Below are 23,929 nucleotides of genomic sequence, written 5' to 3' on the forward strand. Positions count from 1 at the left end.
ATTCACCGCTCTCCGGACGGACGCTTCTTGACGCGCCGTCTCATCGTCTTCCATCTCACCCCGGGCCTCCGCATGGCCAGGGCCGCCTTCGCGGCGGGATCCTCTCGCGCGAACGCGATCAGCAGCCCGACAGCGAACATGGTCGGCAGCAGGGCCGACCCTCCGTAGGAGAACAGCGGGAGCGGGACACCGGCGATCGGCAGCAGGCCGAGCACCGCACCAATGTTGATCACGGCCTGCACCGTGATCCAGGTGGTCACACCTCCCGCGGCGTACCTCACGAAGGGGTCCTCCGTGCGTCCGGCCACGCGGATACCCGCATAGCCTAGAGCCGCGAAGAGGGCGAGTACCGACAGCGTCCCCGCCAACCCCAGTTCCTCCCCGGTGATGGCGAAGATGAAGTCGGTGTGCGGTTCAGGTAGTTGACCCCATTTTTCCACACTCGCACCGAGCCCGGAACCGAACAGCCCGCCGGACGCCAGAGCATAGATGCCGTGCACGGCCTGCCAGCAGGAGTCCCCCGGACCGGGTTCGCTGGCGCCGATGCAGGCGAGCCTGGACATCCGGTTCGGACTGGTCTTGATCAGCACGAAGGCGATCACTCCGGCGAAGGCGAGCACCCCGGCGAAGAGCCGGGTGGGTGCCCCGGCCAGCCAGAGCAGCCCGAACAGGATCGCCGTGAGAATGATCGCGGTGCCCATGTCACCGCCGAGCATGATCAGCCCGAGGAGCATGAAGGTGACCGGGACGAGCGGCACGAGCATGTGCTTCCACTGCGTCAGCAGCCGTTTGTCCTGTTTACGGGCGAGCAGGTCCGCGCCCCACAGGACCAGGGCGAGCTTTCCGAACTCGCTGGGCTGGAGCTGGAAGGGGCCGCCCAGATAGAGCCAGTTCTGGTTGCCGTTGACCGACATCCCTATCCCCGGCACCTGGACCAGCACCATCAGGAAGACGGTTCCCATGAGCAGCGGGTAGGCGAACGCCCGGTGCAGTCTGGCGGGCATCCGGGCCGCGAGCGCCATCAGTCCGGCGCCGATCACTGCGGCGAGGAACTGTTTGCGGAAGAAGTAGGTGCCGGGTTTGTCCAGCTCCAGGGCCTTGATCATCGAGGCGGAGTAGACCATCACGAGGCCGAGCACGGTGATCAGCAGGCCGGCGCCCAGGATCAGGTAGTACGCGGTCAGGGGGCGGTCCCAGGCCCGGCGTGCCTGCTCGTAGATCCGCCGCACTCCGCCACCGCGGGGAGAGCGGGGGTCGCCGGTGGAGCGCCCCTTGGAGCGTGGCACCGGGGGGCGCCGGGAGCCGCTGACCGACCGGACCCGCAGGGCGGGGCCGAGGGGCGCCCAGGCTCCCGCGCCCGCACCGGCGAGCAGGGGCACCGGGAGCGCCCGGCTGATCGCCGCGGTGGCCCGTGAGCGGTCCCCACGGGGCGCGGCGGAGCTCTCTTCGGCCGGCATTGTCGCTGTCCCCTCCACTGCTCGTGCCCGGGGCGGCCGCCGAGGGCCGGAGCCTGTGGCGCGGCCGCCCGCGCCCCCTGGTCCGGGACGGTACGGCGCGGGGGCCGGGCCTGTCAGGCGCTCTCGGCGGCGAGTGCGCGGACCGCGTCCGCGAACGCCTCGCCCCGCTTGTTGTAATTGACGAACATGTCCATCGAGGCGCAGGCCGGGGCCATCAGTACGGTGTCTCCCGGCCGGGCGAGCCGTGCCGCTTCGCGGACCGCCTCGGACATCGCCCCAGTGTCGGTCCGGTCGAGGTCGACCACCGGGACCTCGGGGGCGTGTCGCGCGAGGGCTTCGCGGATCAGCGCCCGGTCCCGGCCGATCAGTACGACGCCCCGCAGCCGCCCGGCCGCCCCGGTCACCAGTTCGTCGAAAGTGGCGCCCTTGGCGAGGCCCCCGGCGATCCAGACGATCGGGTCGTAGGCCGCGAGGGAGGCTTCGGCGGCATGGGTGTTGGTGGCCTTGGAGTCGTCGATGTACGTGACCCCGGCGACGTCCGCGACATGCTCGATGCGGTGCGGGTCGGGGCGGAAGGCCCGCAACCCGTCCCGTACGGCCGCGGGTTCGACACCGAAGGCACGGGCCAGGGCCGCAGCCGCCAGGGCGTTGGCGATGTTGTGCGGGGCCGGCGGGTCGATGTCGCCGACCTCGGCGAGCTCCTGGGCCTGCTTCTGCCGGTTCGTCACGAAGGCACGGTCGACGAGGATGCCGTCGACGACGCCCAGTTGGGACGGGCCCGGTGTGGCCAGGGTGAAGCCGATGGCGCGGCAGCCCTCCTCGACGTCGGCCTCGCGGACCAGGTCCTCGGTCGCCTTCTCGGCGACGTTGTAGACGCAGGCGACGCGATTGCCCTCGTAGATCCGGCCCTTGTCCGCGACGTACGCCTCCATGGAGCCGTGCCAGTCGAGGTGGTCCGGGGCCAGGTTGAGGACGGCCGCGGAGTGGGCGCGCAGCGAGGGCGCCCAGTGGAGCTGGTAGCTGGACAGCTCGACGGCGAGCACGTCGTACTCCTCGCCGCCGAGGACGGCGTCGAGGAGGGAGACGCCGATGTTGCCGACGGCGGCGGTGCGCAGCCCGGACGCCTCCAGGATCGAGGCGAGCATCCGTACGGTCGTGGTCTTGCCGTTGGTGCCGGTGACCGCGAGCCAGGGGGCTGGTTCCCTGCCGTCATGACCGCGCAGCCGCCAGGCGAGTTCGACGTCGCCCCAGACCGGGACGCCCGCCTCGGCGGCCGCGGTGAACAGCGGCTTGTCGGGCTTCCAGCCCGGGGTGGTGACGATGAGCTCGGTGGACTCGGGCAGGGTCGCCCCGTCGCCGAGGCGCACGGTGATGCCCTGCGCCTCCAGCTCCGCGGCCTGCGTGCGGGAGCGCTCGTCGTCCCCGTCGTTGACCACCGTGACGACGGCCCCGAGGCCGTGCAGCACCTTGGCCGCCGGAATGCCGGAGACTCCGAGTCCCGCGACGGTGACGCGCTTGCCCTGCCAGTCCTGGTTGCTCACTTCTCGGCTGCCCATCCTGCGTAGAAGAGACCGAGTCCGACGATCACGCACATGCCCTGGATGATCCAGAAGCGGACCACGACAAGGACTTCGGACCACCCCTTGAGTTCGAAGTGGTGCTGGAGCGGTGCCATCCGGAAGACCCGCTTGCCGGTCATCTTGAAGGAGCCGACCTGGATGACCACGGACATGGTGATCATCACGAAGAGGCCGCCGAGGACCGCCATCAGGAACTCGGTGCGGGAGCAGATCGCGAGACCGGCGAGGGCGCCGCCGAGGGCGAGCGAGCCGGTGTCACCCATGAAGATCTTGGCGGGTGAGGTGTTCCACCACAGGAAGCCGAAGCAGGCGCCCATCAGCGCGGAGGCGACGACCGCGAGATCGAGTGGATCGCGTACCTCGAAACAGGCGTTGGGGTTGGTCAGGGTCGTCGCGTTGGCGCAGGACTCCTGGAACTGCCACAGCCCGATGAAGGTGTACGCGCCGAAGACCATCACCGACGCGCCGGTCGCCAGGCCGTCCAGACCGTCCGTCAGGTTCACGCCGTTGGACATGGCCAGGATCATGAACAGCGCCCAGACCACGAACAGCACGGGGCCGATCGACCAGCCGAAGTCGGCGACGAACGAAAGCTTCGTGGAGGCCGGGGTGTTGCCGCGGGCGTCGGCGAACTGGAGCGAGAGCACCGCGAAGGCGATACCGACGATCAGCTGGCCCGCCATCTTCGCCTTGGCCCGCAGACCCAGCGAACGCTGCTTGACGATCTTGATGTAGTCGTCGAGGAAGCCGACCAGACCCATGCCGGTCATCAGGAAGAGCACCAGCACACCGGAGAAGCGCATCTCCTCGCCGGTGATCACCTTCGCCAGGACGTACGCGATGATCGTCGCCAGGATGAAGGCAATACCGCCCATGGTGGGCGTGCCCTTCTTGGACCCGTGGGTGCGTGGGCCGTCGTCCCGGATGAACTGCCCGTATCCCTTGCGGGCCAGGAGCTTGATCAGCAGCGGAGTTCCGACCAGGGTCAGGAAGAGCCCGATGGCCCCCGCGAAGAGGATCTGCCTCATCGGCCGGCGACCTCGCCCTCGGACGCGTTCTCCAGCAGTGCCATGGCGACCTGCTCCAGGCCGACCGACCGGGACGCCTTCACCAGCACGACGTCTCCCGGGCGCAGTTCACTGCGCAACAGGTCGACGGCAGCCTGTGCGTCGGACACGTGCACCGACTCCTCACCCCACGAACCCTCGTTGTATGCGCCCAGTTGCAGCCAGGAGGCTTCTCTGCCCCCCACTGCGACGAGCTTGCTGACGTTGAGCCGGACGGCGAGCCGCCCGACCGCGTCGTGCTCGGCGAGCGAGGCGTCGCCGAGCTCGGCCATGGGGCCGAGCACCGCCCACGTACGCCGGCCCTTCCCCATGGCGACCAGCGCGCGCAGCGCTGCTCTCATGGATTCGGGGTTCGCGTTGTAGGCGTCATTGACGAACGTCACGCCGTCCGGACGCTCGGTGACCTCCATGCGCCAGCGGGAGAGGGTGCCCGCCTCGGAGAGCCCTTCGGCGATCTCGTCTGCGGACAGGCCCAACTCATGGGCGACGGCGGCCGCGGCGAGCGCGTTCGACACGTGGTGCTCACCGTACAGGCGCATGGTCACGTCGCTGCACCCGGTGGGTGTGTGGAGCTTGAAAGCGGGGCGTCCGTCGTCGGTGAGACGCACGTTCTCTCCCCGTACGTCCGCTTCCGCGGCTTCGCCGAAGAGCAGCACCCGGGCCTTCGTACGGGAGGACATCGCGCGCACGAGCGGATCGTCGGCGTTGAGCACGGCGAGACCGTCCTCGGGCAGCGCCTCGACCATCTCGCCCTTGGCCGTGGCGATCTGCTCGCGGCCGCCGAACTCGCCGATGTGGGCGGTGCCGACGTTGAGTACCAGGCCGATCCGGGGCGGGACCAGGCCGGTGAGGTAACGGATGTCGCCGATGTAGCGTGCACCCATTTCGAGGACGAGGTGCCGGGTGTCCTCGGTGGCGCGCAGCGCCGTGAGCGGCAGGCCGATCTCGTTGTTGAGGTTGCCCGCCGGGTAGACGGTGGGCCCCTTGCGTTCGAGGAGCTGGGCGATGAGGTCCTTGGTGGAGGTCTTGCCCGCGGAGCCGGTGAGGGCGACGACGGTGGTGCCGAGGCGGCCGACGACGGTGCGGGCGAGCGCGCCGAGTGCGGCCACGACGTCGTCTACGACGATCGCCGGAACACCGACGGGGCGGGCGGCCAGCACGGCTGCCGCGCCCGCCTCGACGGCGCGCTGCGCATAGTCGTGGCCGTCGACCCGCTCGCCGGTGAAGGCGACGAACAGGCTGCCTTGCTCCACCTCTCGGGAGTCGATGACGACGGGCCCGCTGACGGTTGCTGCCGGATCGGGTATGTCGTACGACTGCCCGCCGACGATTTCGGCGATCTCGGCGAGTGAAAGGGCGATCACTTGGTCATCCCTGACTGTTGTTCTCGTGGGTGTGGGCGCGGTGGGCGGCGCTCTCGGTGCCGCCGGGCCCCAGGGACCGCTCGATGGCCGCGCGCAGGACCACACGGTCGTCGAAGGGGCGTACCACGCCATGGATGTCCTGGCCCTGCTCGTGGCCCTTGCCGGCGATCAGCACCGTGTCACCGGGCTCGGCACGGGCGACCACGGTGGCGATGGCGGCCGCCCGGTCGGCGTCGACCAGGACGTCGCCCCGCTCGTGGACGGGCACCTCGGCGGCGCCCGCGAGCATTGCGGCGAGGATTGCGAGGGGGTCCTCGGAACGGGGGTTGTCGGAGGTCAGTACGGCGGTGTCGGCGAGACGGGCGGCGGCGGCGCCCATCGGGCCGCGTTTGGTGGTGTCGCGGTCGCCGCCGCAGCCGAGGACGATGTGCAGCCTGCCCTCGGTGACCTTGCGCAGGGAGCGCAGCACGGATTCGACGGCGTCGGTCTTGTGCGCGTAGTCGACGACCGCGAGGTACGGCTGTCCGGCGTCGACGCGTTCCAGCCGGCCGGGGACGCCCGGCACGGCGGCGACACCGTCGGCCGCGGTCTGCGGGTCGAGGCCCGCGACGGCGAGCGTGACGATCGCGGCGAGGGTGTTGGCGACGTTGAACGGGCCGGGCAGCGGGGCCCTGGCGGCGATCCGCTCGTCCTTGGGGCCGACGACGGTGAAGGTGGAGCCCAACGGCCCGATCTCGACGTCCTCGGCGCGCCAGTCGGCGTCCGGGTGGCCCTCGGCGGAGAAGGTGACGACCGGGACGGACGCCTCGGTGACCAGCCTGCGGCCGTACGCGTCGTCGAAGTTGACGACGCCCTGCCGGCTGCGCCGGGGGGTGAAGAGCTGCGCCTTGGCCTGGAAGTAGTCCTCCATCCCGGAGTGGAACTCCATGTGCTCCGGGCTGAGGTTGTTGAAGACCGCGACGTCGAAGACGCAGCCGTCGACGCGGCCGAGCACCAATGCGTGGCTGGAGACCTCCATGGTCACCGAGTCGACGCCGCGTTCGCGCATGACGGCGAACAGGGCCTGCAGGTCGGTGGCTTCGGGGGTGGTGCGCTCGGACTTGATGCGCTCGTCGCCGATCCGTGTCTCCACGGTGCCGATCAGCCCGGTGGAACGCCCGGCGCCCCGGAAGCCGCCCTCGATGAGATACGCGGTGGTGGTCTTGCCGGAGGTTCCGGTGATGCCGATCTGGAGAAGGCCGGCGCCGGGCCGTCCGTAGATCTCGGCGGCGAGTTCGCCCATCCGGCCGCGCGGGTCCTCGGTGACCAGCACCGGCAGTCCCGTGGCGGCGGCGCGCTCGGCACCTGCCGGGTCGGTGAGGATCGCCGCAGCGCCGAGACCGGCCGCCTGGGCGGCGAAGTCGGCGCCGTGGAAGCGGGCGCCCGGCAGGGCCGCGTACACGTCCCCGGGGCGTACCGCCCGCGAGTCGTGGGTGATGCCGGTGACCTCCGCGGTGGCGGGCGGTTCGACTCCCAGCGCGGCTGCCAGCTCGCCGAGGGGCGTCGGCCCGAGCCGATCCGGGCGGGGCGCTCCCGGGTAGTTCACAGGGGCGTCCTTCAGGGTGGTTTGGAACTGATCAGCGTGGGGCACGGCGGTGAGCGTACCGGGCGCACCCGGCCTCTCGCGAAGTGAGGGGGCGGGGTTCTGGTGGTTCCCGTTCCGGTTCCCGGGATCGGGGGTGATGGTTGTCACTGGCTGGTTTCCCCGTGTTCACTCGCCGGGATTGAAGGACACCGGCAGCCTGGCTGACTCGCTGCCGGACGGTGGGGTCTGGAGGGTCTTCAGTGCGAACTCCATGACCTGTTTGTAGATGGGTCCGCAGATCTGTCCGCCGAAGTAGCTGCCCTTGGTCGGGTTCTGAATCGCGCAGTAGACGGTGATCTGCGGGTTGTCGGCGGGCGCGAAGCCCGCGAAGGACGCGGTGTAGCCGTGGTAGCCACCGCGTACCGGATCGACGCGGTTGGCCGTGCCGGTCTTGCCCGCCACCCGGTAGCCGGGGATCTTGGCCTTCGTTCCGGTACCCTCCTCGTCGCCGACCACCGACTCCAGCATGGTGGCGAGCGTCTTGGCGGTCTTCTCGCTGACCACCCGCCCCTGCTCGGGGGCCGGGGCGGCCTCGAAGCGGCCGTCGGGGCCCTTGGTGCCGCGTACCAGTGTGGGCGCGACGCGGACCCCGCCGTTGGCGATCGTGGAGTAGATGGACGCGGCCTGCATGGCGTTGAGCGAGAGGCCCTGGCCGAAAGGGATCGTGTACTGCTGCGAGGTGGACCAGTCCCCGGGCTTGGCGAGGATGCCGGGGGTCTCGCCCGGGTAGTCGAGGCCGGTGGGCGAGCCGATCCCGAATTTGCGCAGGTAGGAGTAGAGGACCTTGTTGGCCGCCGGCTGGGTCTTGCCGAGTTGTCCGGTGGCCAGGATGGTGCCGATGTTGCTCGACTTGGCGAGTACGCCGTTGAGCGTCAGGTACCAGGTGGCGTGGTCGATGTCGTCCTTGAAGAGCCGGTCGCCGCGGTGCAGCCGGTTCGGGACGGTGACATGGGTGCCGGGGGTGGCGACCCCCTCCTCCAGCACGGCGGCCATGGACATGACCTTGCTGGTGGAGCCGGGCTCGTACACGTCCTGGAGTGCCGCGTTGCCCAGCGATGCCGCGTCGGCCTGCGAGAGGTCGTTGGGGTCGAAGCCGGGTGCGTTGGCCATGGCGAGGACCTCGCCGGTCCTGGTGTTCTGCACGATCACATAGCCGCGGTCCGCCTTGGACTTCTTCACCTGGTCGGTGATGGCCTGCTGGGCGGCCCACTGGATGTCGCGGTCGATGGTCAGCTCGATGTCGGACCCAGGGACGGCCGGGACCTCCTTGGTGCCCGCGGTGGGCACCCGCCGGCCGCCGGACTGGGCGTACTTGATCTTGCCGTCCTCGCCCGCGAGTTCCTTGTCCAGCTGCGATTCGAGGCCGCCCGCGCCCTTGCCTTCGCCGTTGACGTAACCAAGTATCCCGGCGGCGAGCCCTCCGTTGGGGTAGACCCGCTTGGTGGTCGACTCCTGGAAGACCCCGGCCAGCACATTGGCTCCGGGCCCCCCGGCCGCCTTGTCCTTGGCGGCCTTCTCGGCGAAGACGGACTTGAGGTCCTTGATCTGGTTCCAGACCTGCGGGGTCCGGCGGCGGGCCAGGACCGCGTACCGGCTCTTCGGCTTCGACAGCTTCTTCGTCAGCTCCTCGGCGTCGACGCCGAGGATGGGGGCGAGGAGGGCCGCGGCCTGCTGCGGTGCGTCCGGGGCCTTGCTGTCCTCGGGCGTGAACATCTTGGGGTCGGCCGTGATGTCGTACGCGTCGACGCTGGTGGCCAGCGCGATGCCGCTGCGGTCGGTGATCTCGCCCCGCTCGGCGGAGATCGTGTAGCTGAGGTAGCGGTTCTCCTTGGCCTTGGCCGCGTACGCGTTGGCGTCGACGGCCTGGACCTGGAGGAGCCGGACGACGAACGTCAGCATGACGAGCGTCAGGGCGAGGCTGACGAGGCGGAGCCGGGGGCGCGGGCTGCCGAGTCTGAGGGGGCGCGGGGGTCCGTTGCGGGGCGCGCGTCGGCGCGGTGCCGGGGCGGACGAGCGGCGGGCGGCGGGCCGGGGGCGCCCCTGGCCGCCCGCGGCGCTGCGGGGGCGCGCGGGGCCGGGGACCCGGCGGCGCGGTGGTTCCTTGGAAGGCACTGCGTCACCTGCCGGGGCTCGTCGAGGGCTGAGGTGCAGGGGTACGCGGCCCGGTGGGCGGGGCCGCGGAGGTGCTGGGCTTCACGGCGGCGCCCGAAGGGGTGGCCGGTGCCGAAGGGGAGGACGAGCGGGGGGCCGGGGACGAGGCGGCGGTGGACGGTGCGGTCGCGGGGGGTGGCTGGGGGGTGCTGGGCTTTTGCGGCGGCGGTGCGGGGACCGGCTCGGCGCTGGTCTCGGCGGGTACACCGCGGACCTTGCCGCCCGGGTCGAGGAAGGCGGGGCTGCCGCCGGGCACCATGCCCAGTTCGCGGGCTCGCCGGGCCAGGGCGTCCGGCTCGGAGTAGCTGTCGACGTCGTGCTGGAGGGCCTGCTGCTCGTCCGTGAGCTCGGTGGTCCGCTTCTTCAGCTCGCTCAGTCTGAACGATCCTTCGTTGAGGGCCGAGTTGAGCACCAGGAGCGTGATCAGGCCACCGCCGAGAAGCAGCACGACCAGCAGGACGAAAGGGGTACGGGCCGCGTTGCTGGGCCCGGACGGCATCAGCCGGGCGAGCCGCGCGGCCCGCCCTTTCAACTGCCCGGCCGGTTTGCTCACCGCGCCGCCCCGGGCGTCGCCGGTGTCCGGGTTCCCGGATGCCGGACGCTCATCGTTCCTCCTCGCGGATCCGCTGGGCGCCGCGCAGCCGAGCGGGGGCGGCGCGCCGGTTCTCGGCGACCTCCTCCTCTGTGGGGAGCTCCGCGCCGCGGGTCAGCAGCTTCAGCCGGGGCTGATAGCGCTCGGGCACGACCGGCAGTCCGGGCGGCGCCGTGGTGGCGGCGCCAGCCGCGAAGACCTGCTTGACCAGCCGGTCCTCCAGCGAGTGGTACGAGAGGACGGCGATGCGGCCGCCGACCGCGAGGCTCTGCACGGCTGCCGGAATGGCCCGCTCCAGGACGGTGAGCTCGCCGTTGACCTCGATGCGCAGCGCCTGGAAGGTGCGCTTGGCGGGGTTGCCGCCGGTGCGCTTGGCGGCCTGCGGCAGCGAGTCACGGATCAGCTCGACGAGCCGGGCGCTGTTGGTGAACGGCTCCTTCTCGCGCTCGCGCACGATCGCGGAGACGATCCGCTTGGCCTGCTTCTCCTCGCCGTAGGCCCGCAGGATCCGTACCAGTTCGCCCGGCGGATAGGTGTTGAGCACCTCGGCGGCGCCGATGCCGGTCGTCTGGTCCATGCGCATGTCGAGCGGGGCGTCCTGGGCGTACGCGAATCCGCGGTCGGCCTCGTCCAGCTGCATGGAGGAGACGCCGAGGTCGAACAGGACGCCCTGGACCTTGGGGATGCCGAGCCTGGCGAGCACCTCGGGCAGTTCGTCGTAGACGGCATGCACCAGGGTGGCCCGGTCCCCGTACGGGGCGAGCCGCTCGCCGGACAGGCGCAGCGCCTCCTTGTCCCGGTCCAGCGCGATCAGCCGCGCGGAGGGGAAGGCGGAGAGCAGGGCCTCGCTGTGCCCGCCGAGGCCGAGGGTGCAGTCGACGACCACGGGCTGCGGCGGACCCGGCGCCTCCAGAGCCGGGGCCAACAGGTCCAGGCACCGCTGGAGCATCACCGGGACGTGTCGGGTCTGGCTCATGCGCCCTCTCAGGCTCAGGTCCCGTGTGGCTGCACGTACGGCCTGGTCCCCGCCCGCTCAGAAGGGGAGGTCGGCCGGCGCCGGGGAAGGGGCGTCGGTCGACCGGCGAGCGGGAGAGGGCCGGACCGTACGTACGCCGCACACACAGGGGAAATCTACGGAATGTGCAGGGTGTCGGTAACTTCCCGTCACTTTAGTCCACCCTGCCATTCGATCGATTCCCGATCAATCAACCGGGCAGCGCGTCGCCGTGCCCGCTGTTCACCCGGTCGAATGAATGACTGTGAGGCTTGTGGGTTACCTCACAACAAGTCTCGTTGACGTTCTTTGTCCCTTCTCACAGCACGACGGGAGCAGGGCCGACAGCTAACGTCGTAGCCATGTCGACTTCCGCGCACTCCCCCGGCGAGCCTTCCGCGCCCACTGCCGACCAGGCCCGCACCGGGGGAACGGTCACCGACCGCCTCGTCGCGGCGAACATCCGGTACGCCGCCGAATTCGACGACCCGGGCATGGACGCCAAGCCGGTGCTGCGCGTCGCCGTGGTCGCGTGCATGGACGCCCGGCTCGACCTGCACGACGCACTCGGTCTGTCGCTCGGCGACTGCCACACCATCCGTAACGCGGGCGGGGTGGTCACCGATGACGTGATCCGTTCGCTGACGATCAGCCAGCGCGCCCTCGGCACCCGCAGCGTCATACTCATCCATCACACGAACTGCGGCCTGGAGTCGATCACCGAGGAATTCCGCCATGAGCTCGAGGTGGAGGTCGGTCAGCGTCCGGTCTGGGCGGTCGAGGCGTACAAGGACGCCGACCAGGACGTACGGCAGTCGATGCAGCGCGTGCGCACCTCACCGTTCCTGCTGCACACCGACGACGTCCGCGGCTTCGTCTTCGATGTGACCAATGGCCTGCTGCGCGAGATCCTTCCCGTGTCCTGACCGCCCGACGGTGTTCTTCGGGAACCGAAAACCCCACCGAACCCGGCATATCGCCCCCACTTATCCACAGGCGAGTGACACGAAGCGGTAACGGCAACAAGAATGCGCATGTGACATCCCGACGGACGCTCCGCAGGGGTGTCCGTGTTTCGGGGTGGGCCGGGCCGCTGCATGGGCGTCGGTCCGTGAATGGGGTATCCCCTGCTCCTGGTGAGCGTGGGGCAGGGCCGAGGAGGGCCGGGTGACGACCTATGACGATCGAGCGAGCCTCACAGATCTGACCACGACTGCGGAGCGGGTGCGCAGGTCGGTGGAGAGCGTGATCGAGGGCAAGCCTGAGGTCGTACGGCTTTCGCTGACCGTGCTGCTGGCGGAGGGACATCTCCTCATCGAGGATGTCCCCGGAGTCGGCAAGACGATGCTGGCCAAGACGCTGGCGCGGTCCATCGACTGCTCGGTGCGGCGCATTCAGTTCACACCGGACCTGCTGCCTTCGGACATCACCGGTGTGTCCATCTTCGACCAGCAGCGGCGCGAGTTCGAGTTCAAGCCGGGCGCGATCTTCGCCCAGATCGTGATCGGCGACGAGATCAACCGGGCCTCGCCGAAGACCCAGTCGGCGCTGCTGGAGTCGATGGAGGAGCGCCAGGTCACCATCGACGGACACACCTATGAGCTGCCCGACCCGTTCATGGTGGTGGCCACCCAGAACCCGGTGGAGATGGAGGGCACCTATCCGCTGCCCGAAGCCCAGCGCGACCGGTTCATGGCGCGGGTGTCGATCGGCTATCCGAGCGCGGACGCCGAGCTGCAGATGCTCGATGTGCACGGCGGGATCTCGCCGCTCGACGATCTGCAGCCGGTGGCGCACGCCCACGACATCGTGAAGCTGATCGAGGCGGTGCGGACGGTCCATGTGGCCGAGGCCGTGCGGCGGTACGCGGTGGAGCTCGTCGGGGCCACCCGCAGCCATCCCGATCTCCGGCTCGGTGCCTCGCCGCGGGCCACCCTGCATCTGCTGCGCGCGGCGAAGGCCTCCGCGGCGCTGAGCGGCCGGGACTACTGTCTGCCGGACGATGTGCAGGCGCTGGCGGTCGCGGTGCTCGCACACCGGCTGCTGCCGACGGCGCAGGCCCAGCTGAACCGCCGTACGGCCGAGCAGGTCGTGCTGGAGATCCTCCAGAAGACACCGGTACCGACCGCCGCCGGCGGCGTCACCCAGGTGCAGCCCCAGCACCAGCCGGGCCATCCGGTGTACGGCCGGCAGCAGCCCGGCGTACGGCGGGTGTGATGACCGCCGGGGGGCCGCCCACGATGGACGACGGCGACGACAAGGGCGGTCTGCGGGCCGCGCTGAGCGGGCTGACCACGCGTGGGCGGTCCTTCCTCGCGGCCGGTGTCGCGGCGGCGATCTGCGCGTATGTGCTGGGGCAGGCGGATCTGCTGCGGGTCGGGTTGCTGCTCGCCGCGCTGCCGCTGGTCTGTGTCGTGATGCTCGTCCGCACCCGTTACCGGGTCACGGGCACCCGGCGGCTCTCGCCGTCCCGGGTGCCCGCGGGCACGGAGGCGCGGGTCCATCTGCGGATGGAGAACGTCTCGCGGCTGCCGACCGGGCTGCTGATGCTCCAGGACCGGGTGCCCTATGTGCTCGGGCCGCGGCCCCGGTTCGTACTGGACCGGGTGGAGGCGGGCGGCCGTCGCGAGGTCTCCTACCGGGTGCGTTCGGATCTGCGCGGGCGCTATCCGCTGGGGCCACTGCAGCTGCGGCTGAGCGATCCGTTCGGGATGTGCGAGCTGACCCGTTCGTTCAGCGCGTACGACACCCTCGTCGTCATTCCGCGGACCGAGCCGCTGCCGCCGGTGCGGCTCGCGGGCGAGGCCTCGGGGTACGGCGAGGGACGGCAGCGTTCGCTGGCGCTGGCCGGTGATGACGACGTGATTCCGCGCGGCTACCGGCACGGCGACGATCTGCGCCGGGTCCACTGGCGCTCCACGGCGCGCTACGGCGAGCTGATGGTGCGCCGCGAGGAGCAGCCGCAGCGGGCCAGATGCACGGTGCTGCTGGACACCCGGCGGATCGCCTATCAGGGGACGGGGCCCGACTCCGCCTTCGAGTGGGCGGTGTCCGGGGCGGCGTCCACGCTGGTGCACATGCTGGAGCGCGGCTTCGCGGTCCGGCTGCTGACCGACGACGGGAATGCGGTCCCGGGCGAGGGCGAGGGCGGCTTCGCCGGATCGACGCAGGAGTCCGCCGACTCCGCGGGACTGATGATGGACACCCTGGCGGTCGTCGACCACTCCGACGGGGGCGGTCTCTCACGCGCGTACGACGTGCTGCGCGGCGGCAACGAAGGGCTGCTGATCGCGTTCTTCGGCGATCTCGACGAGGAGCAGGCGGCGGTCGCGGCCCGGATGCGACAGCGCAGTGGCGGCGCCGTCGCGTTCGTACTGGACAGCACGGCCTGGGTGCAGGGAGCCGCCCCGCCCGCGGGGCCGGACACGGCGTTCGATCGGCGGCTTCGGCTGCTGCGCGAATCGGGCTGGACGGCGGTGACGGTGACGCCGGGCACCGGTCTCGCCCAGTACTGGCAGCAGGCGGGGCACCAGGGCCTCACGGCGCACTCCGCCGTCGGCGGCACCACGGGTGGCACGACAGGTTTCTCCGGGGGATGGTCATGAGCGGTCGTGGTCGGCTGGCGCTGTGCGCCTTTGCGGCGACGCTGATGGCGGCGGGCTCGATGCTGCCGCTGGTCGAGCCGGCCGGTTGGATTCTGCAGGCCGCGTTCCTGCTGGCGATCCAGGGCGGGTTGGGTGCGCTGGCCCGCCGGGCGCCCATGCCCCGGATGCTGATCGTCGCGGTGCAGATGTTGGTCACGCTGGTTCTGCTGACGGTGGTGTTCGCCAGGACTCAGGCACTGGCCGGTGTCCTGCCCGGTCCGGAGGCCGTCCAGCGGCTCGCGAACCTGCTGACCTCGGGCGCCGATGATGTCGGGAGGTACGCCGCCCCGGCCCCGGTGACGGACGGCATCCGGCTGATGCTGATCGGCGGTGTGCTGCTGGTCGGCCTGATCGTGGACGCCCTCGCAGTGACGTTCCGCAGCGCCGCCCCGGCCGGTCTGCCGCTCCTCGCGCTGTACTCGGTCGCCGCCGGGCTGACCGAGGGCGGAGCGGACTGGCTCTGGTTCCTGCTCGCGGCCGGTGGCTATCTGCTGCTTCTGCTGGCGGAGGGCCGCGACCGGCTCTCCCAGTGGGGACGGGTCTTCAGCGGCGCGGCCGGATCCCCGGGCGGTCCGGCGGTCGGCGCGGCGTTCTCCGACGGCCGGCCGACGGCCCCGGTCCGCACCGGCCGGCGCATCGGTGCGCTGGCGCTGGGGATCTCACTGATCGTGCCGGCGGCACTGCCCGCGCTCGACAGCGGTCTGCTGGCCGGTACGGGCGGCACGAACGGCAAGGGGAGCGGCGGTGGCACCATCTCCGCGGTCAACCCCCTGGTCTCGCTGCAGAACAATCTGAACCAGCCGGAGAACCGGGAGGTGATGTCCTACCGCACCAATTCCGGTGACCCACAGGGCTTCTATCTGCGGATCCTGGCCCTGGACCAGTTCAACGGCAACGAGTGGCGGCCCTCCACGCGCCGTCTGGAGGACGTGCCGAAGCGGCTCCCGACCCCGCAGGGTCTCGGCCCGGACGTCACGGTCACGGAGATCAGGACGAACATCTCCGCGTCCCGCTCCTACCAGCAGACCTATCTGCCGCTCCCCTACCCCGCGACCGAGGTCAAGATCGGCGGACGCTGGCGGTACGAGCCGATGGGGCGGACCCTCGTCGGTGACCGCGGGGAGACGACCGGTGGCGCGCAGTACCAGGTATCCAGTCTGATGGTGCAGCCGACCGCCGATCAGCTCGCCGCGGCGGGCTCCCCGCCGGCCGCCCTGCAGCGCGAGTACACCCATGTTCCCGGCTCCCTGCCGGAGGTGGTCGCCCGGACCGCGGACAGAGTGACGGAGGGTGCCGCCACCAACTACGAGCGCGCTGTGAAGCTGCAGAACTTCTTCGCCTCGGACGGCGGCTTCACCTACGACACCTCCGTGAGCTCGGGCACCGGGAGCGCGGCGATCGGCCGGTTCCTGAAGGACAAGCGGGGTTTCTGCGTCCACTTCTCGTTCACGATGGCCGCGATGGCGCGGACGCTGGGCATTCCGGCCCGGGTCGCGGTGGGCTTCACTCCCGGCACCGGGCAGTCGAACGGCTCGGTGTCGGTGGGGCTGCGCGATGCGCATGCCTGGCCCGAGCTGTATTTCGAGGGCATCGGGTGGACCCGCTTCGAGCCGACCCCGACGCGGGGCTCCACTCCCTCCTACACCCGGCCGGATGCCCCAGCCGGTGGCGCCGCCGACCCGGCCCGGCCGGAGACGAACGCTTCGGCCGCTCCGACGGTCGCGCCGTCCGTCTCGGACAGCTGCCCGGCCCAGCTGCGCAGGCAGGGCGAATGCGGCAGCTCGGTGGCGCCGGGGGTAGTGGCTCCGACGGATTCCGGGACGCCGACGGGCACCGTCCTCGGTCTGGTCCTGGCCGCCGTGGTGATCCTGGCGCTGCCGTTCCTGCCGCTGCTCTGGCGGCTGCGGGTGCGCAGGCGCCGGCTGAGCTTCTCCGCCGGGCGTACGCCGGCGGACGCGACGGCCAGGACGCTGGCGGCCTGGCAGGAGATCACCGACACGGCGTGGGACCACGGCATCGAGCCGGACGACTCCCTGACCCCGCGCAAGGCGGCGGCCCGGGTGGTACGGCTGGGGCAGCTCGAACCCGACGGGGCCGCCGCGGTGCACCGGGTGGCGGGGGCGGTGGAGCAGGTGCTCTACGCCCCGGAGCCCCGGTGGGGTACCGGGCTCGCCGAGGACGTGGAGGTGGTACGGGCCGGTCTGCGGGCATCGGCCGATCGGTTCGCCCGGATCCGCGCGGTCGCTGCACCGCGCTCCGCCATTCGGGTGATATGGGCGGCGTCCGACCGCTGGGCGGCGTTCACCGGTGGGTGGGCGGCGCGGTGGGAACGGGGCCCGGGCCGGCTGACGGACCGGCTACGACGGCCGTCCCGGCAGCAGGCGGGGTGACGGATGGGGCGTGGCCTGCGGGCCCGCCTCTGTCCTCAGCCGCCGGACGGGCCGGTCGGGTGTGCAGCCTTTCGCCTCCGGCAGCGGGCGGACCTGATGCTCCCTGGGGCCCGCCCGGCAGTCCCCTGTCCCTGCCCCTGGACAGCCGCCGGGCTGGCAGCCTTCCTCGGGCCTACTCGGACTCAGGCAAGGGTCCGCCCTCAGGCGCCGGGCAGGCCTGATTTTCGAGTCCGCCCGGACCCGGGTACACGTGAGGGGCGGCCGCATGTCTGCGGCCGCCCCTCATCCAAGATTGTCCGAGGCCTACTGGCCCTGCTCGTCACGGCGGCGCTGCCACCGCTGCTCGATCCGATTCATCACGGTCCGGCGTTGCCTGGGCTGGCGGCGCTCGCCACCGCCTCCGGCTGCCTGTCGCTCGCCCGGCTTGGGCGCTTTGCGCCAACCAGTGACCGCAAGAACCGCACAGCCGAGCATGACGAGGAACCCCACCACGCTGATCCAGATCTGCTGCGCGACCATTCCGGCCATGAGGAGCGCGATACCCACCAGGAAGCCTGCGACCGCCTGGTAGACCCGTCGCCGGGTGTACGTACGCAGCCCGCTTCCCTCGAGCGCTGTCGCGAACTTGGGATCTTCGGCGTACAGCGCTCGCTCCATTTGCTCGAGCATTCGCTGCTCGTGCTCCGAGAGCGGCACGGAGTCCTCCTCGTCGTCGGCCGCGGGGGGCGGCCGGTATGCGGCCCTTCCAGGATAGGCAGGGATTCGCCCCCGTGAAACCCGCCCTCTTTGCCAATCAGCCAGTCCGGGCCGCCACGACGGCTCAGCTGCTGAGGCGTTGATTCCCCAACCTCCGATCCGTCATGCCGGATGGTGTCCCCCGATCATACGGGGCGAAGCCCTCGATCGGGGGTCCTGTGGCGTACTCCATCTGCGGCTGCGTCCCTGATCAGCCACGCTACGGCTGAGCTACCACCGGTCCGCGGCCGCGCTCAGGCGCGCTTGGTGCCCAGAACGTGCAGCTGCGTCGCCACCGAGTGGAAGGCGGGCAGTTCGGCCACGGCCGCCTCCAGCTTGAGGAGGGCCTCCATGGCACCGGGCTCGGTGTCCACCAGAACGCCCGGTACGAGGTCGGCGAAGACCCGTACGCCGTGCACCGCGCCGACCTCGACGTCCGCCGCGGAGACCAGCTCGGTGAGCTGCTCAGCGGTGTAGCGCCGGGGTACCGGGTCCCCGGCGCCCCAGCGGCCCGCCGGGTCTCCGAGCGCCTGCCGGGCCTCGGTGAAGTGACCGGCGAGCGCGCGGGCCAGGACGGCGCCGCCGAGCCCGGCGGCGAGCAGGCTGAGCGCGCCGGACGGGCGGAGCGCCTCGACCGCGTTGCGCACGCCCTCGGCGGGGTCGTCCACGTACTCCAGGACGCCGTGGCACAGCACCGCGTCGTAGCCACCGCGCTCGACCACCTCGAACAGGCCATGGATGTCGCCCTGGACCCCGCGGACCCGGTCGGCGACCCCGGCCTCGGCGGCGCGGCGCTCCAGGGCGAAGAGCGCGTTGGGGCTGGGGTCGACGACGGTGACCCGGTGGCCGAGACGGGCGACCGGCACCGCGAAGTTGCCGGTGCCGCCGCCGGTGTCCAGGACGTCCAGGGCGTCCCTGCCGGTCGCCTTGACCTGACGGTCGAGGGCGTCCTTCAGGACCTCCCAGACCACGGCGGTACGGAGGGAGGCGCGGGGGCGCAGCTGGTCCGACACGGCAGATGACTCCTCGGCACGGTGCCGCCACGGACGGCGGAGCGTGAACAGTGCAGGTGGTACAGGTGCTGTCCACCCTATTGCCTCACGCCCCCGTCGCCGTCATCCCGCGTCGGGCCGCTCCTTCCGGGCCTGCGGGAGCACCGGCTGAAGCACCAGGAGCCGCTCCACGAGGCGCAGGAACATCGCCGCGTCGCGCAGCAGGTCGTCGGCGTCCCGCCTGCTGGCCGCGCCCGGGATACCGGCCTCTGCCCGGGCCCTGCGGCGGGCGCCGGAGGCGAACAGCGCGCTCCATTCCGTCAGCTCGGGGGCTATTTCCGGGAGGACCTCCCAGGCGCTGCGGATCCGCTCCCGGCGCCGCCTGGAGGTCTCGGGGCGGCCCCGCACGGCGAGCACTGCGGCGGCGGTGCGCAGCGCGGCGAGGTGGGCGGTGGCATACCGCTCGTTCGGCACATCGAGAACGGCGGCCTCGTCGAGGCCGGTGCGGGCCTGGGCGAGCAGTTCGAGGGCGACCGGCGGCGCCGTGGTGCGGCGCAGAACGGGATGGACGTCGTTTGCCGGACCGGTCGGTGAGGGGGCAGGGCCGGCTGCGCGGCGCCGGGGTGCGGCGGCTGCGGACGAGTGGGCCATGACGAAACCTCCTGTCTCGTGTAACGGCTCCGTGGCCGTATGTATCCATCGTGAGGGGCACCACTGACAATCGGCCTCGCACACCCTCTGACCTGCTCTTTTGCTTCGATCGCAAGTTCGGGCTACTTTTTGAACTGACCAGTCAGTTCAAAAAGGGGAGAGTCTGTGGACAGCCCGCACGGGGCAGCTGTCACCGCCGAGGATCTCGGGCTCAAGGGACCGCGCGGCTGGGCCTTCCGAGGCGTGGACATCGAGGCAGGGCCCGGCTCGCTGGTGGCGGTCGAGGGCCCGTCCGGCTCCGGCCGCACCTGCCTGCTCCTCGCCCTCACCGGCCGGATGCGCCCCACCGAGGGCCGGGCGGAGACCGGCGGTCTCCTCCTGCCACGCAGGATGGCCGCCGTACGCCGCTTCAGCGCACTGGGCCCGGTACCCGGGGTCAGCGAGCTCGACCCGGCCTTCACCGTCGCCGAGCACCTGCGCGAGCGGGCCCTGCTGCAACGCCGCTTCGACGGTTCGCCGCGCGCTCTGCTGCGTCCGCGCGCCGAGCGCGTCGCCACCGCGCAGGGACGGATCGACGCGGCACTGGACGCCGCCGGACTCGACCCGTCCGCCCTGCCCAAGGCCGAGCGGACCTCCGTACGGGATCTGGAACGGCTGGAGGCGCTGCGGCTGTCCATCGCCCTCGCGCTGATCGGCCGGCCCCGGCTGCTCGCGGTGGACGACACCGATCTCAAGCTCTCCGACGCGGAGCGGGCCGAGGCCTGGGCGCTGCTGCGGTCCATCGCCGACAGCGGGACGACCGTGCTCGCCGTGTGCAGCCAGGCGCCCGAGGGCGCCCTCACCGTACGTACCGACACCAAGGCCGCACCGGCACACGCGCGGGGCACCGCTGCCGAGGAAGCCGCTGCCGAGGACATCACGACCGAGGAGGAACCGGCCGATGCGTTCGCCGAGACTGGCCGCGCTTGAGCTGAAGCGTTTCGGCAGGGGGAAGCTGCCGGTCGCCGCACTCATCGCGCTCCTGCTACTGCCACTGCTCTACGGCGCCCTGTACCTGTGCTCCTTCTGGGACCCGTACAGCCGCCTCGACAGGATCCCGGTCGCGCTGGTCAACAACGACAGGGGCGCCACCGCCGACGGAAGGCACCTCGCGGCCGGTGACGAGATCACCGGCAAGCTCCTCGACTCCAAGACCTTCCAGTGGCACGAGGTGAGTTCCGCCGAGGCACACAAGGGCGTCGAGGACGGTACGTACTACCTCTCGCTCACCATGCCGTCGGACTTCAGCAGGCGGATCGCGTCCAGTTCGGGTGACTCCCCCGAGACCGGTGCGCTCCAGGTGCGGACCAACGACGCCAACAACTACATCGTCGGGCAGATCTCCCGGACGGTGTTCTCCGAGGTGCGCACCGCCGCGTCGACCAACGCCTCGCGCGGCTTCCTCGACCGGATCTTCATCAGCTTCTCCGACCTCCACGACGCCACGGCGAAGGCCGCCAAGGGCGCCGACGACCTCAAGGGCGGCATCGGCAAGGCGAAGAAGGGATCGCAGGATCTGGCGGACGGGCTGAAGGACGCCAAGGCCGGCAGCTCCAGCCTGGCCGGGGGGATCGTCAGGCTGAACAAGGGCGCGGGCGACCTCGAATCCGGCTCCCGGCAGGTCGCCGACGGCACCCAGCTGCTCGCCGACAAGGTCAACGGGGTGGCGGCCGACATCCGCCCGTTCCTGAAGGACAACGGCAAGTCCATCGGCGACACCGCCCGGCTGGTCGCCGACACCTCGCAGACCGTACGGGACAACCTCGACCTGCTGGTGGAGGCGGCGCCCACCGCGGCCACCGCCGCCCACACGGCCTCCGACGACCTGGCCGAGGTCTACCGCACCCGTTGCACGCAAGCGCTGCTCGCCGACCCGTCCGTCTGCCCGCCGCTGAAGCGCGCGAAGACCGCGGCGGCCGATGTCGCTAAGGTCGCCGACGATGTGAACGTGCTGGTCACGAACCAGAACGGCGATCTGAAGAAGCTGCGCGCCCAGCTGACCACGCTGCAACGGCAGGCCGATGCCCTGGCCAAGAGCGCGCCGCGCCTGGACGAGGACCTGAAGTCCGCCGTGAAGAAGGTCAACGCGCTCAACACCGGCGCCCACAAGGTCGCCAAGGGCGCGGACGAACTGCACACCGGCCTGGCCACGGCCAGGACCGGCTCCGCCGACCTGGACACCGGGGTGAGCGATCTCAAGAAGGGCGCGCTCGACCTGGACGGCGGGCTGATCCGGCTCGGCGACGGCTCGGCCACCCTCGCCGAGGGACTGGACGACGGCGCCGGCAGGATCCCCGACTACGACAAGAAGGACCGCGACGCGCGTACGGAAGTCATGGCCGACCCCGTGCAGCTGGCCTCCAAGCCGCTGCACGCGGCCCCCAACTACGGCACCGGCTTCGCCCCTTACTTCATTCCGCTCTCCCTCTGGGTCGGCGCGATGGTGGCGTACATGCTGATCCAGCCGCTCAACCGGCGCGCGCTCGCCGCCGGGGCCTGCGCCTGGCGGATCGCCTTCGCGGGCTGGCTTCCGGTGGCCGCGATCGGTCTGCTGCAGGTGGCCGCCCTGATGTCCGTACTGCACTGGGGGCTCGGTCTGCAGATGACACGCGCCGCCGGGACGATCGGCTTCCTGGCGCTGGTGACCTGCTGCTTCGCGGCGATCGTGCAGTGGCTCAACGCCCGGTTCGGAGCCGCGGGACGGATTCTCGTGCTGGCGGTGCTGATGCTCCAGCTGACCTCGGCCGGGGGGACGTATCCCGTCCAGACCAGCCCTGGGTTTTTCAACGCGATCCACCCCTACCTGCCGATGAGTTACATCGTCGACGGGCTGCGCCGGCTGATCACGGGCGGCGAGCTCGGCCCGGTCTGGCAGGGCTGTGCGGTGCTGCTGGCCTTCACCGCGGGGGCGCTCGCCCTGACCGCGCTCGCCGCGCGCCGCAAGCAGGTGTGGACCCTGGACCGGCTGCACCCGGAGCTGAGCCTGTGAGCGCGCCGGAACCTGTGAGAATCGGGGGCATGGAAAGCAGCAGCACCACGCGCCGCCAGGCCACCCGGCAGAAGCTCTACGAGGCGGCCGTGACTCTCATCGCCGAGAAGGGCTTCTCGGCGACCACGGTGGACGAGATCGCCGAGCGCGCCGGGGTCGCCAAGGGCACGGTCTACTACAACTTCAAGAGCAAGACCGAGCTCTTCGAGGAGCTGCTGCGCCACGGCGTCGGACTCCTCACGGCATCGCTGCGCTCCGCGGCCGAGGAGACCGAGCAGCGCGGCGGCACCCGGGTCGAGGCCCTGGACGCGATGATCAGGGCCGGTCTGGTCTTCATCGACCGCTATCCGTCCTTCACCCAGCTGTACGTCGCGGAGCTGTGGCGCACCAACCGGGCCTGGCAGTCGACCCTCCTGGTGGTGCGTCAGGAGGCCGTCGCCGTGGTCGAGGAGGTGCTGCGCGAGGCAGTGAAGGGCGGTGAGCTCAGCGAGGAGATCGACATCCAGCTGACGGCCGCCGCCCTGGTCGGCATGGTGCTGGTGGCGGCCCTGGACTGGCAGGCGTTCCAGCCCGAGCGGTCGATCGACGATGTGCACTCGGCGCTGTCGCTGCTGCTGCACGGGCGGGTCAGCGGGCGCTGACCACCCGGCCCGTACGGCGGGCGGGGCGCGCGGACGTACAAAGACGCCGGTCCGGCGAGGCTCGATCCCCCCGAGCCTGCGCCGGACCGGCGTCCGCTGTGCTGCCGCAGAGCCGTTCCCCCGCGACCCCCGTTTTCCCCCGTGGTCCTCGGGCTCTCCGTGCTGCACCCCCGTTCCGGAAGGAGTGCGGCGCCCGTTCCGCCGCCCCGTGTCGGCGGTGCCGGTGCCGCGCCCCTCTCCGTGGGTTCCACTCTCCCGTCCGCACAGGTGGGAGCCCATCCGCGCACCTACTCATCTCGTGGCCTGAGTACGGATACTCAGGGCTGCGCACCGGACACCGCTCCGGACCGTTCGCCGTCTGGTTACGATCGCGTCCGTGTCCGTACTCCCCCTGGTGTTCACGAGCGGCTGGGCGAGCGGGATCAACGCCTACGCGGTGGTCCTGCTCCTCGGTGTCTTCGGCGCGACCGGTGTCACCGACGAGGTGCCCGCGTCACTGCAGCGCACCGATGTCCTCGTCGTGGCCGGTGTGCTCTTCCTGTGCGAGATGGTGGCGGACAAGATCCCGTACGTGGACTCGGTCTGGGACTCGGTGCACACCGTCATCAGGCCGGTCGCCGGGGCCGTCGTGGCGGCGCTGCTGGCCGGTGAGAGCGGTTCGCTGCCGGAGCTCGCGGCCGGGGCCGTCGGTGGTTCCACCGCGCTGATGAGCCATCTGGTGAAGGCCGGGACCAGGATGGCGGTCAACACCTCCCCCGAGCCGTTCAGCAACATCGCGGTGAGCACGGCCGAGGACCTGGGCGTCGCGGGGGTCGTCACGTTCGCGATATTCCATCCGCTGGCGGCCGCGGTCATCGCCGCGGCACTGCTGCTGCTCGGCATGGTGATACTGGTCTTCCTGGCCTCCCGGATCCGCAGGTACCTGCGGCGCAGGGCCCAGCGCCGCGAGGAGAAACGCCTGGCGGGGACGGGTTCGCACTGGCCACTGGAGTGAGTGTCACAGGCGGCCGTTAAGGTCG

At 71.1% G+C, this 23,929-nt stretch carries 19 protein-coding genes; 8 read left to right on the forward strand and 11 right to left on the reverse strand.

Annotation, left to right across the window (positions count from 1 at the left end):
• Positions 1–2: 2 nt before the first annotated feature.
• From ftsW to rsmH, 8 genes are all read right to left on the reverse strand, one after another.
• Positions 3–1,457, reverse strand: a complete 1,455-nt coding sequence (gene ftsW / locus OG507_RS10430) for a putative lipid II flippase FtsW (RefSeq protein WP_327366888.1) — start codon at positions 1,455–1,457, stop codon at positions 3–5.
• Positions 1,458–1,570: 113 nt separating this feature from the next.
• Positions 1,571–3,013, reverse strand: coding sequence for a UDP-N-acetylmuramoyl-L-alanine--D-glutamate ligase (gene murD / locus OG507_RS10435; RefSeq protein WP_327366889.1), 1,443 nt, complete (start codon positions 3,011–3,013; stop codon positions 1,571–1,573).
• A complete protein-coding gene (gene mraY / locus OG507_RS10440; RefSeq protein WP_266745659.1) occupies positions 2,995–4,065 on the reverse strand; it encodes a phospho-N-acetylmuramoyl-pentapeptide-transferase in 1,071 nt (356 codons plus the stop codon). The genes murD and mraY overlap by 19 nt, the downstream gene beginning before the upstream one ends.
• Positions 4,062–5,468 (reverse strand): UDP-N-acetylmuramoyl-tripeptide--D-alanyl-D-alanine ligase, encoded by a 1,407-nt coding sequence (locus OG507_RS10445; RefSeq protein ID WP_327366890.1) that lies wholly within the window; start codon positions 5,466–5,468, stop codon positions 4,062–4,064. Before OG507_RS10445 ends, mraY begins: the two co-directional genes overlap by 4 nt.
• A gap of 4 nt (positions 5,469–5,472) precedes the next feature.
• Positions 5,473–7,200 (reverse strand): UDP-N-acetylmuramoyl-L-alanyl-D-glutamate--2,6-diaminopimelate ligase, encoded by a 1,728-nt coding sequence (locus tag OG507_RS10450; RefSeq protein ID WP_327366891.1) that lies wholly within the window; start codon positions 7,198–7,200, stop codon positions 5,473–5,475.
• 18 nt (positions 7,201–7,218) lie between these two features.
• Positions 7,219–9,204 carry a peptidoglycan D,D-transpeptidase FtsI family protein gene (locus tag OG507_RS10455; RefSeq protein ID WP_327366892.1) on the reverse strand — a complete coding sequence of 662 codons (1,986 nt, stop codon included), beginning with the start codon at positions 9,202–9,204 and terminating at the stop codon, positions 7,219–7,221.
• A 4-nt stretch (positions 9,205–9,208) separates the two neighbouring features.
• The gene (locus OG507_RS10460; RefSeq protein WP_327366893.1) at positions 9,209–9,796 is read right to left on the reverse strand and encodes an FtsB family cell division protein; all 588 of its coding nucleotides are present in this window, start codon (positions 9,794–9,796) and stop codon (positions 9,209–9,211) included.
• A 49-nt stretch (positions 9,797–9,845) separates the two neighbouring features.
• Positions 9,846–10,811 (reverse strand): 16S rRNA (cytosine(1402)-N(4))-methyltransferase RsmH, encoded by a 966-nt coding sequence (gene rsmH, locus OG507_RS10465; protein WP_327366894.1) that lies wholly within the window; start codon positions 10,809–10,811, stop codon positions 9,846–9,848.
• 380 nt (positions 10,812–11,191) lie between these two features.
• On the opposite strand from rsmH, the gene OG507_RS10470 reads away from it, so the two are divergent.
• From OG507_RS10470 to OG507_RS10485, 4 genes are all read left to right on the forward strand, one after another.
• A complete protein-coding gene (locus tag OG507_RS10470) occupies positions 11,192–11,755 on the forward strand; it encodes a beta-class carbonic anhydrase (protein ID WP_327366895.1) in 564 nt (187 codons plus the stop codon).
• A gap of 241 nt (positions 11,756–11,996) precedes the next feature.
• On the forward strand, positions 11,997–13,046 hold the full coding sequence (locus OG507_RS10475; protein WP_327366896.1) for an AAA family ATPase: 1,050 nt from the start codon (positions 11,997–11,999) through the stop codon (positions 13,044–13,046).
• Complete coding sequence (locus OG507_RS10480; RefSeq protein ID WP_327366898.1) at positions 13,046–14,434, forward strand: DUF58 domain-containing protein; 1,389 nt, start codon at positions 13,046–13,048, stop codon at positions 14,432–14,434. The genes OG507_RS10475 and OG507_RS10480 overlap by 1 nt, the downstream gene beginning before the upstream one ends.
• Complete coding sequence (locus OG507_RS10485; protein ID WP_327366899.1) at positions 14,431–16,863, forward strand: transglutaminase TgpA family protein; 2,433 nt, start codon at positions 14,431–14,433, stop codon at positions 16,861–16,863. Before OG507_RS10480 ends, OG507_RS10485 begins: the two co-directional genes overlap by 4 nt.
• A 303-nt stretch (positions 16,864–17,166) precedes the next feature.
• Here OG507_RS10485 and OG507_RS10490 read toward each other — a convergent pair whose 3' ends face one another.
• The 3 genes from OG507_RS10490 to OG507_RS10500 form a co-directional block, all read right to left on the reverse strand.
• Positions 17,167–17,559, reverse strand: a complete 393-nt coding sequence (locus OG507_RS10490) for a DUF3040 domain-containing protein (RefSeq protein WP_327275703.1) — start codon at positions 17,557–17,559, stop codon at positions 17,167–17,169.
• Between the two features lie 293 nt (positions 17,560–17,852).
• Positions 17,853–18,611 (reverse strand): class I SAM-dependent methyltransferase, encoded by a 759-nt coding sequence (locus OG507_RS10495; RefSeq protein ID WP_327366900.1) that lies wholly within the window; start codon positions 18,609–18,611, stop codon positions 17,853–17,855.
• 102 nt (positions 18,612–18,713) lie between these two features.
• A complete protein-coding gene (locus OG507_RS10500; RefSeq protein ID WP_327366901.1) occupies positions 18,714–19,241 on the reverse strand; it encodes an SAV_6107 family HEPN domain-containing protein in 528 nt (175 codons plus the stop codon).
• Positions 19,242–19,406: 165 nt separating this feature from the next.
• Between OG507_RS10500 and OG507_RS10505 the strand changes: the two genes are divergently transcribed.
• The 4 genes from OG507_RS10505 to OG507_RS10520 all read left to right on the forward strand — a co-directional run bounded on the left by OG507_RS10505 (position 19,407) and on the right by OG507_RS10520 (position 23,904).
• Positions 19,407–20,210, forward strand: a complete 804-nt coding sequence (locus OG507_RS10505) for an ATP-binding cassette domain-containing protein (RefSeq protein ID WP_327366902.1) — start codon at positions 19,407–19,409, stop codon at positions 20,208–20,210.
• Positions 20,182–22,269 carry a YhgE/Pip domain-containing protein gene (locus OG507_RS10510; protein WP_327366903.1) on the forward strand — a complete coding sequence of 696 codons (2,088 nt, stop codon included), beginning with the start codon at positions 20,182–20,184 and terminating at the stop codon, positions 22,267–22,269. Before OG507_RS10505 ends, OG507_RS10510 begins: the two co-directional genes overlap by 29 nt.
• Positions 22,270–22,298: 29 nt before the next feature.
• Positions 22,299–22,910, forward strand: coding sequence for a TetR/AcrR family transcriptional regulator (locus OG507_RS10515; protein ID WP_327366904.1), 612 nt, complete (start codon positions 22,299–22,301; stop codon positions 22,908–22,910).
• A gap of 376 nt (positions 22,911–23,286) precedes the next feature.
• Positions 23,287–23,904 carry a DUF4126 domain-containing protein gene (locus tag OG507_RS10520; RefSeq protein ID WP_327366905.1) on the forward strand — a complete coding sequence of 206 codons (618 nt, stop codon included), beginning with the start codon at positions 23,287–23,289 and terminating at the stop codon, positions 23,902–23,904.
• The last annotated feature ends 25 nt before the right edge of the window (positions 23,905–23,929 follow it).

This window comes from Streptomyces sp. NBC_01217 (assembly GCF_035994185.1).
Taxonomy (GTDB): domain Bacteria; phylum Actinomycetota; class Actinomycetes; order Streptomycetales; family Streptomycetaceae; genus Streptomyces.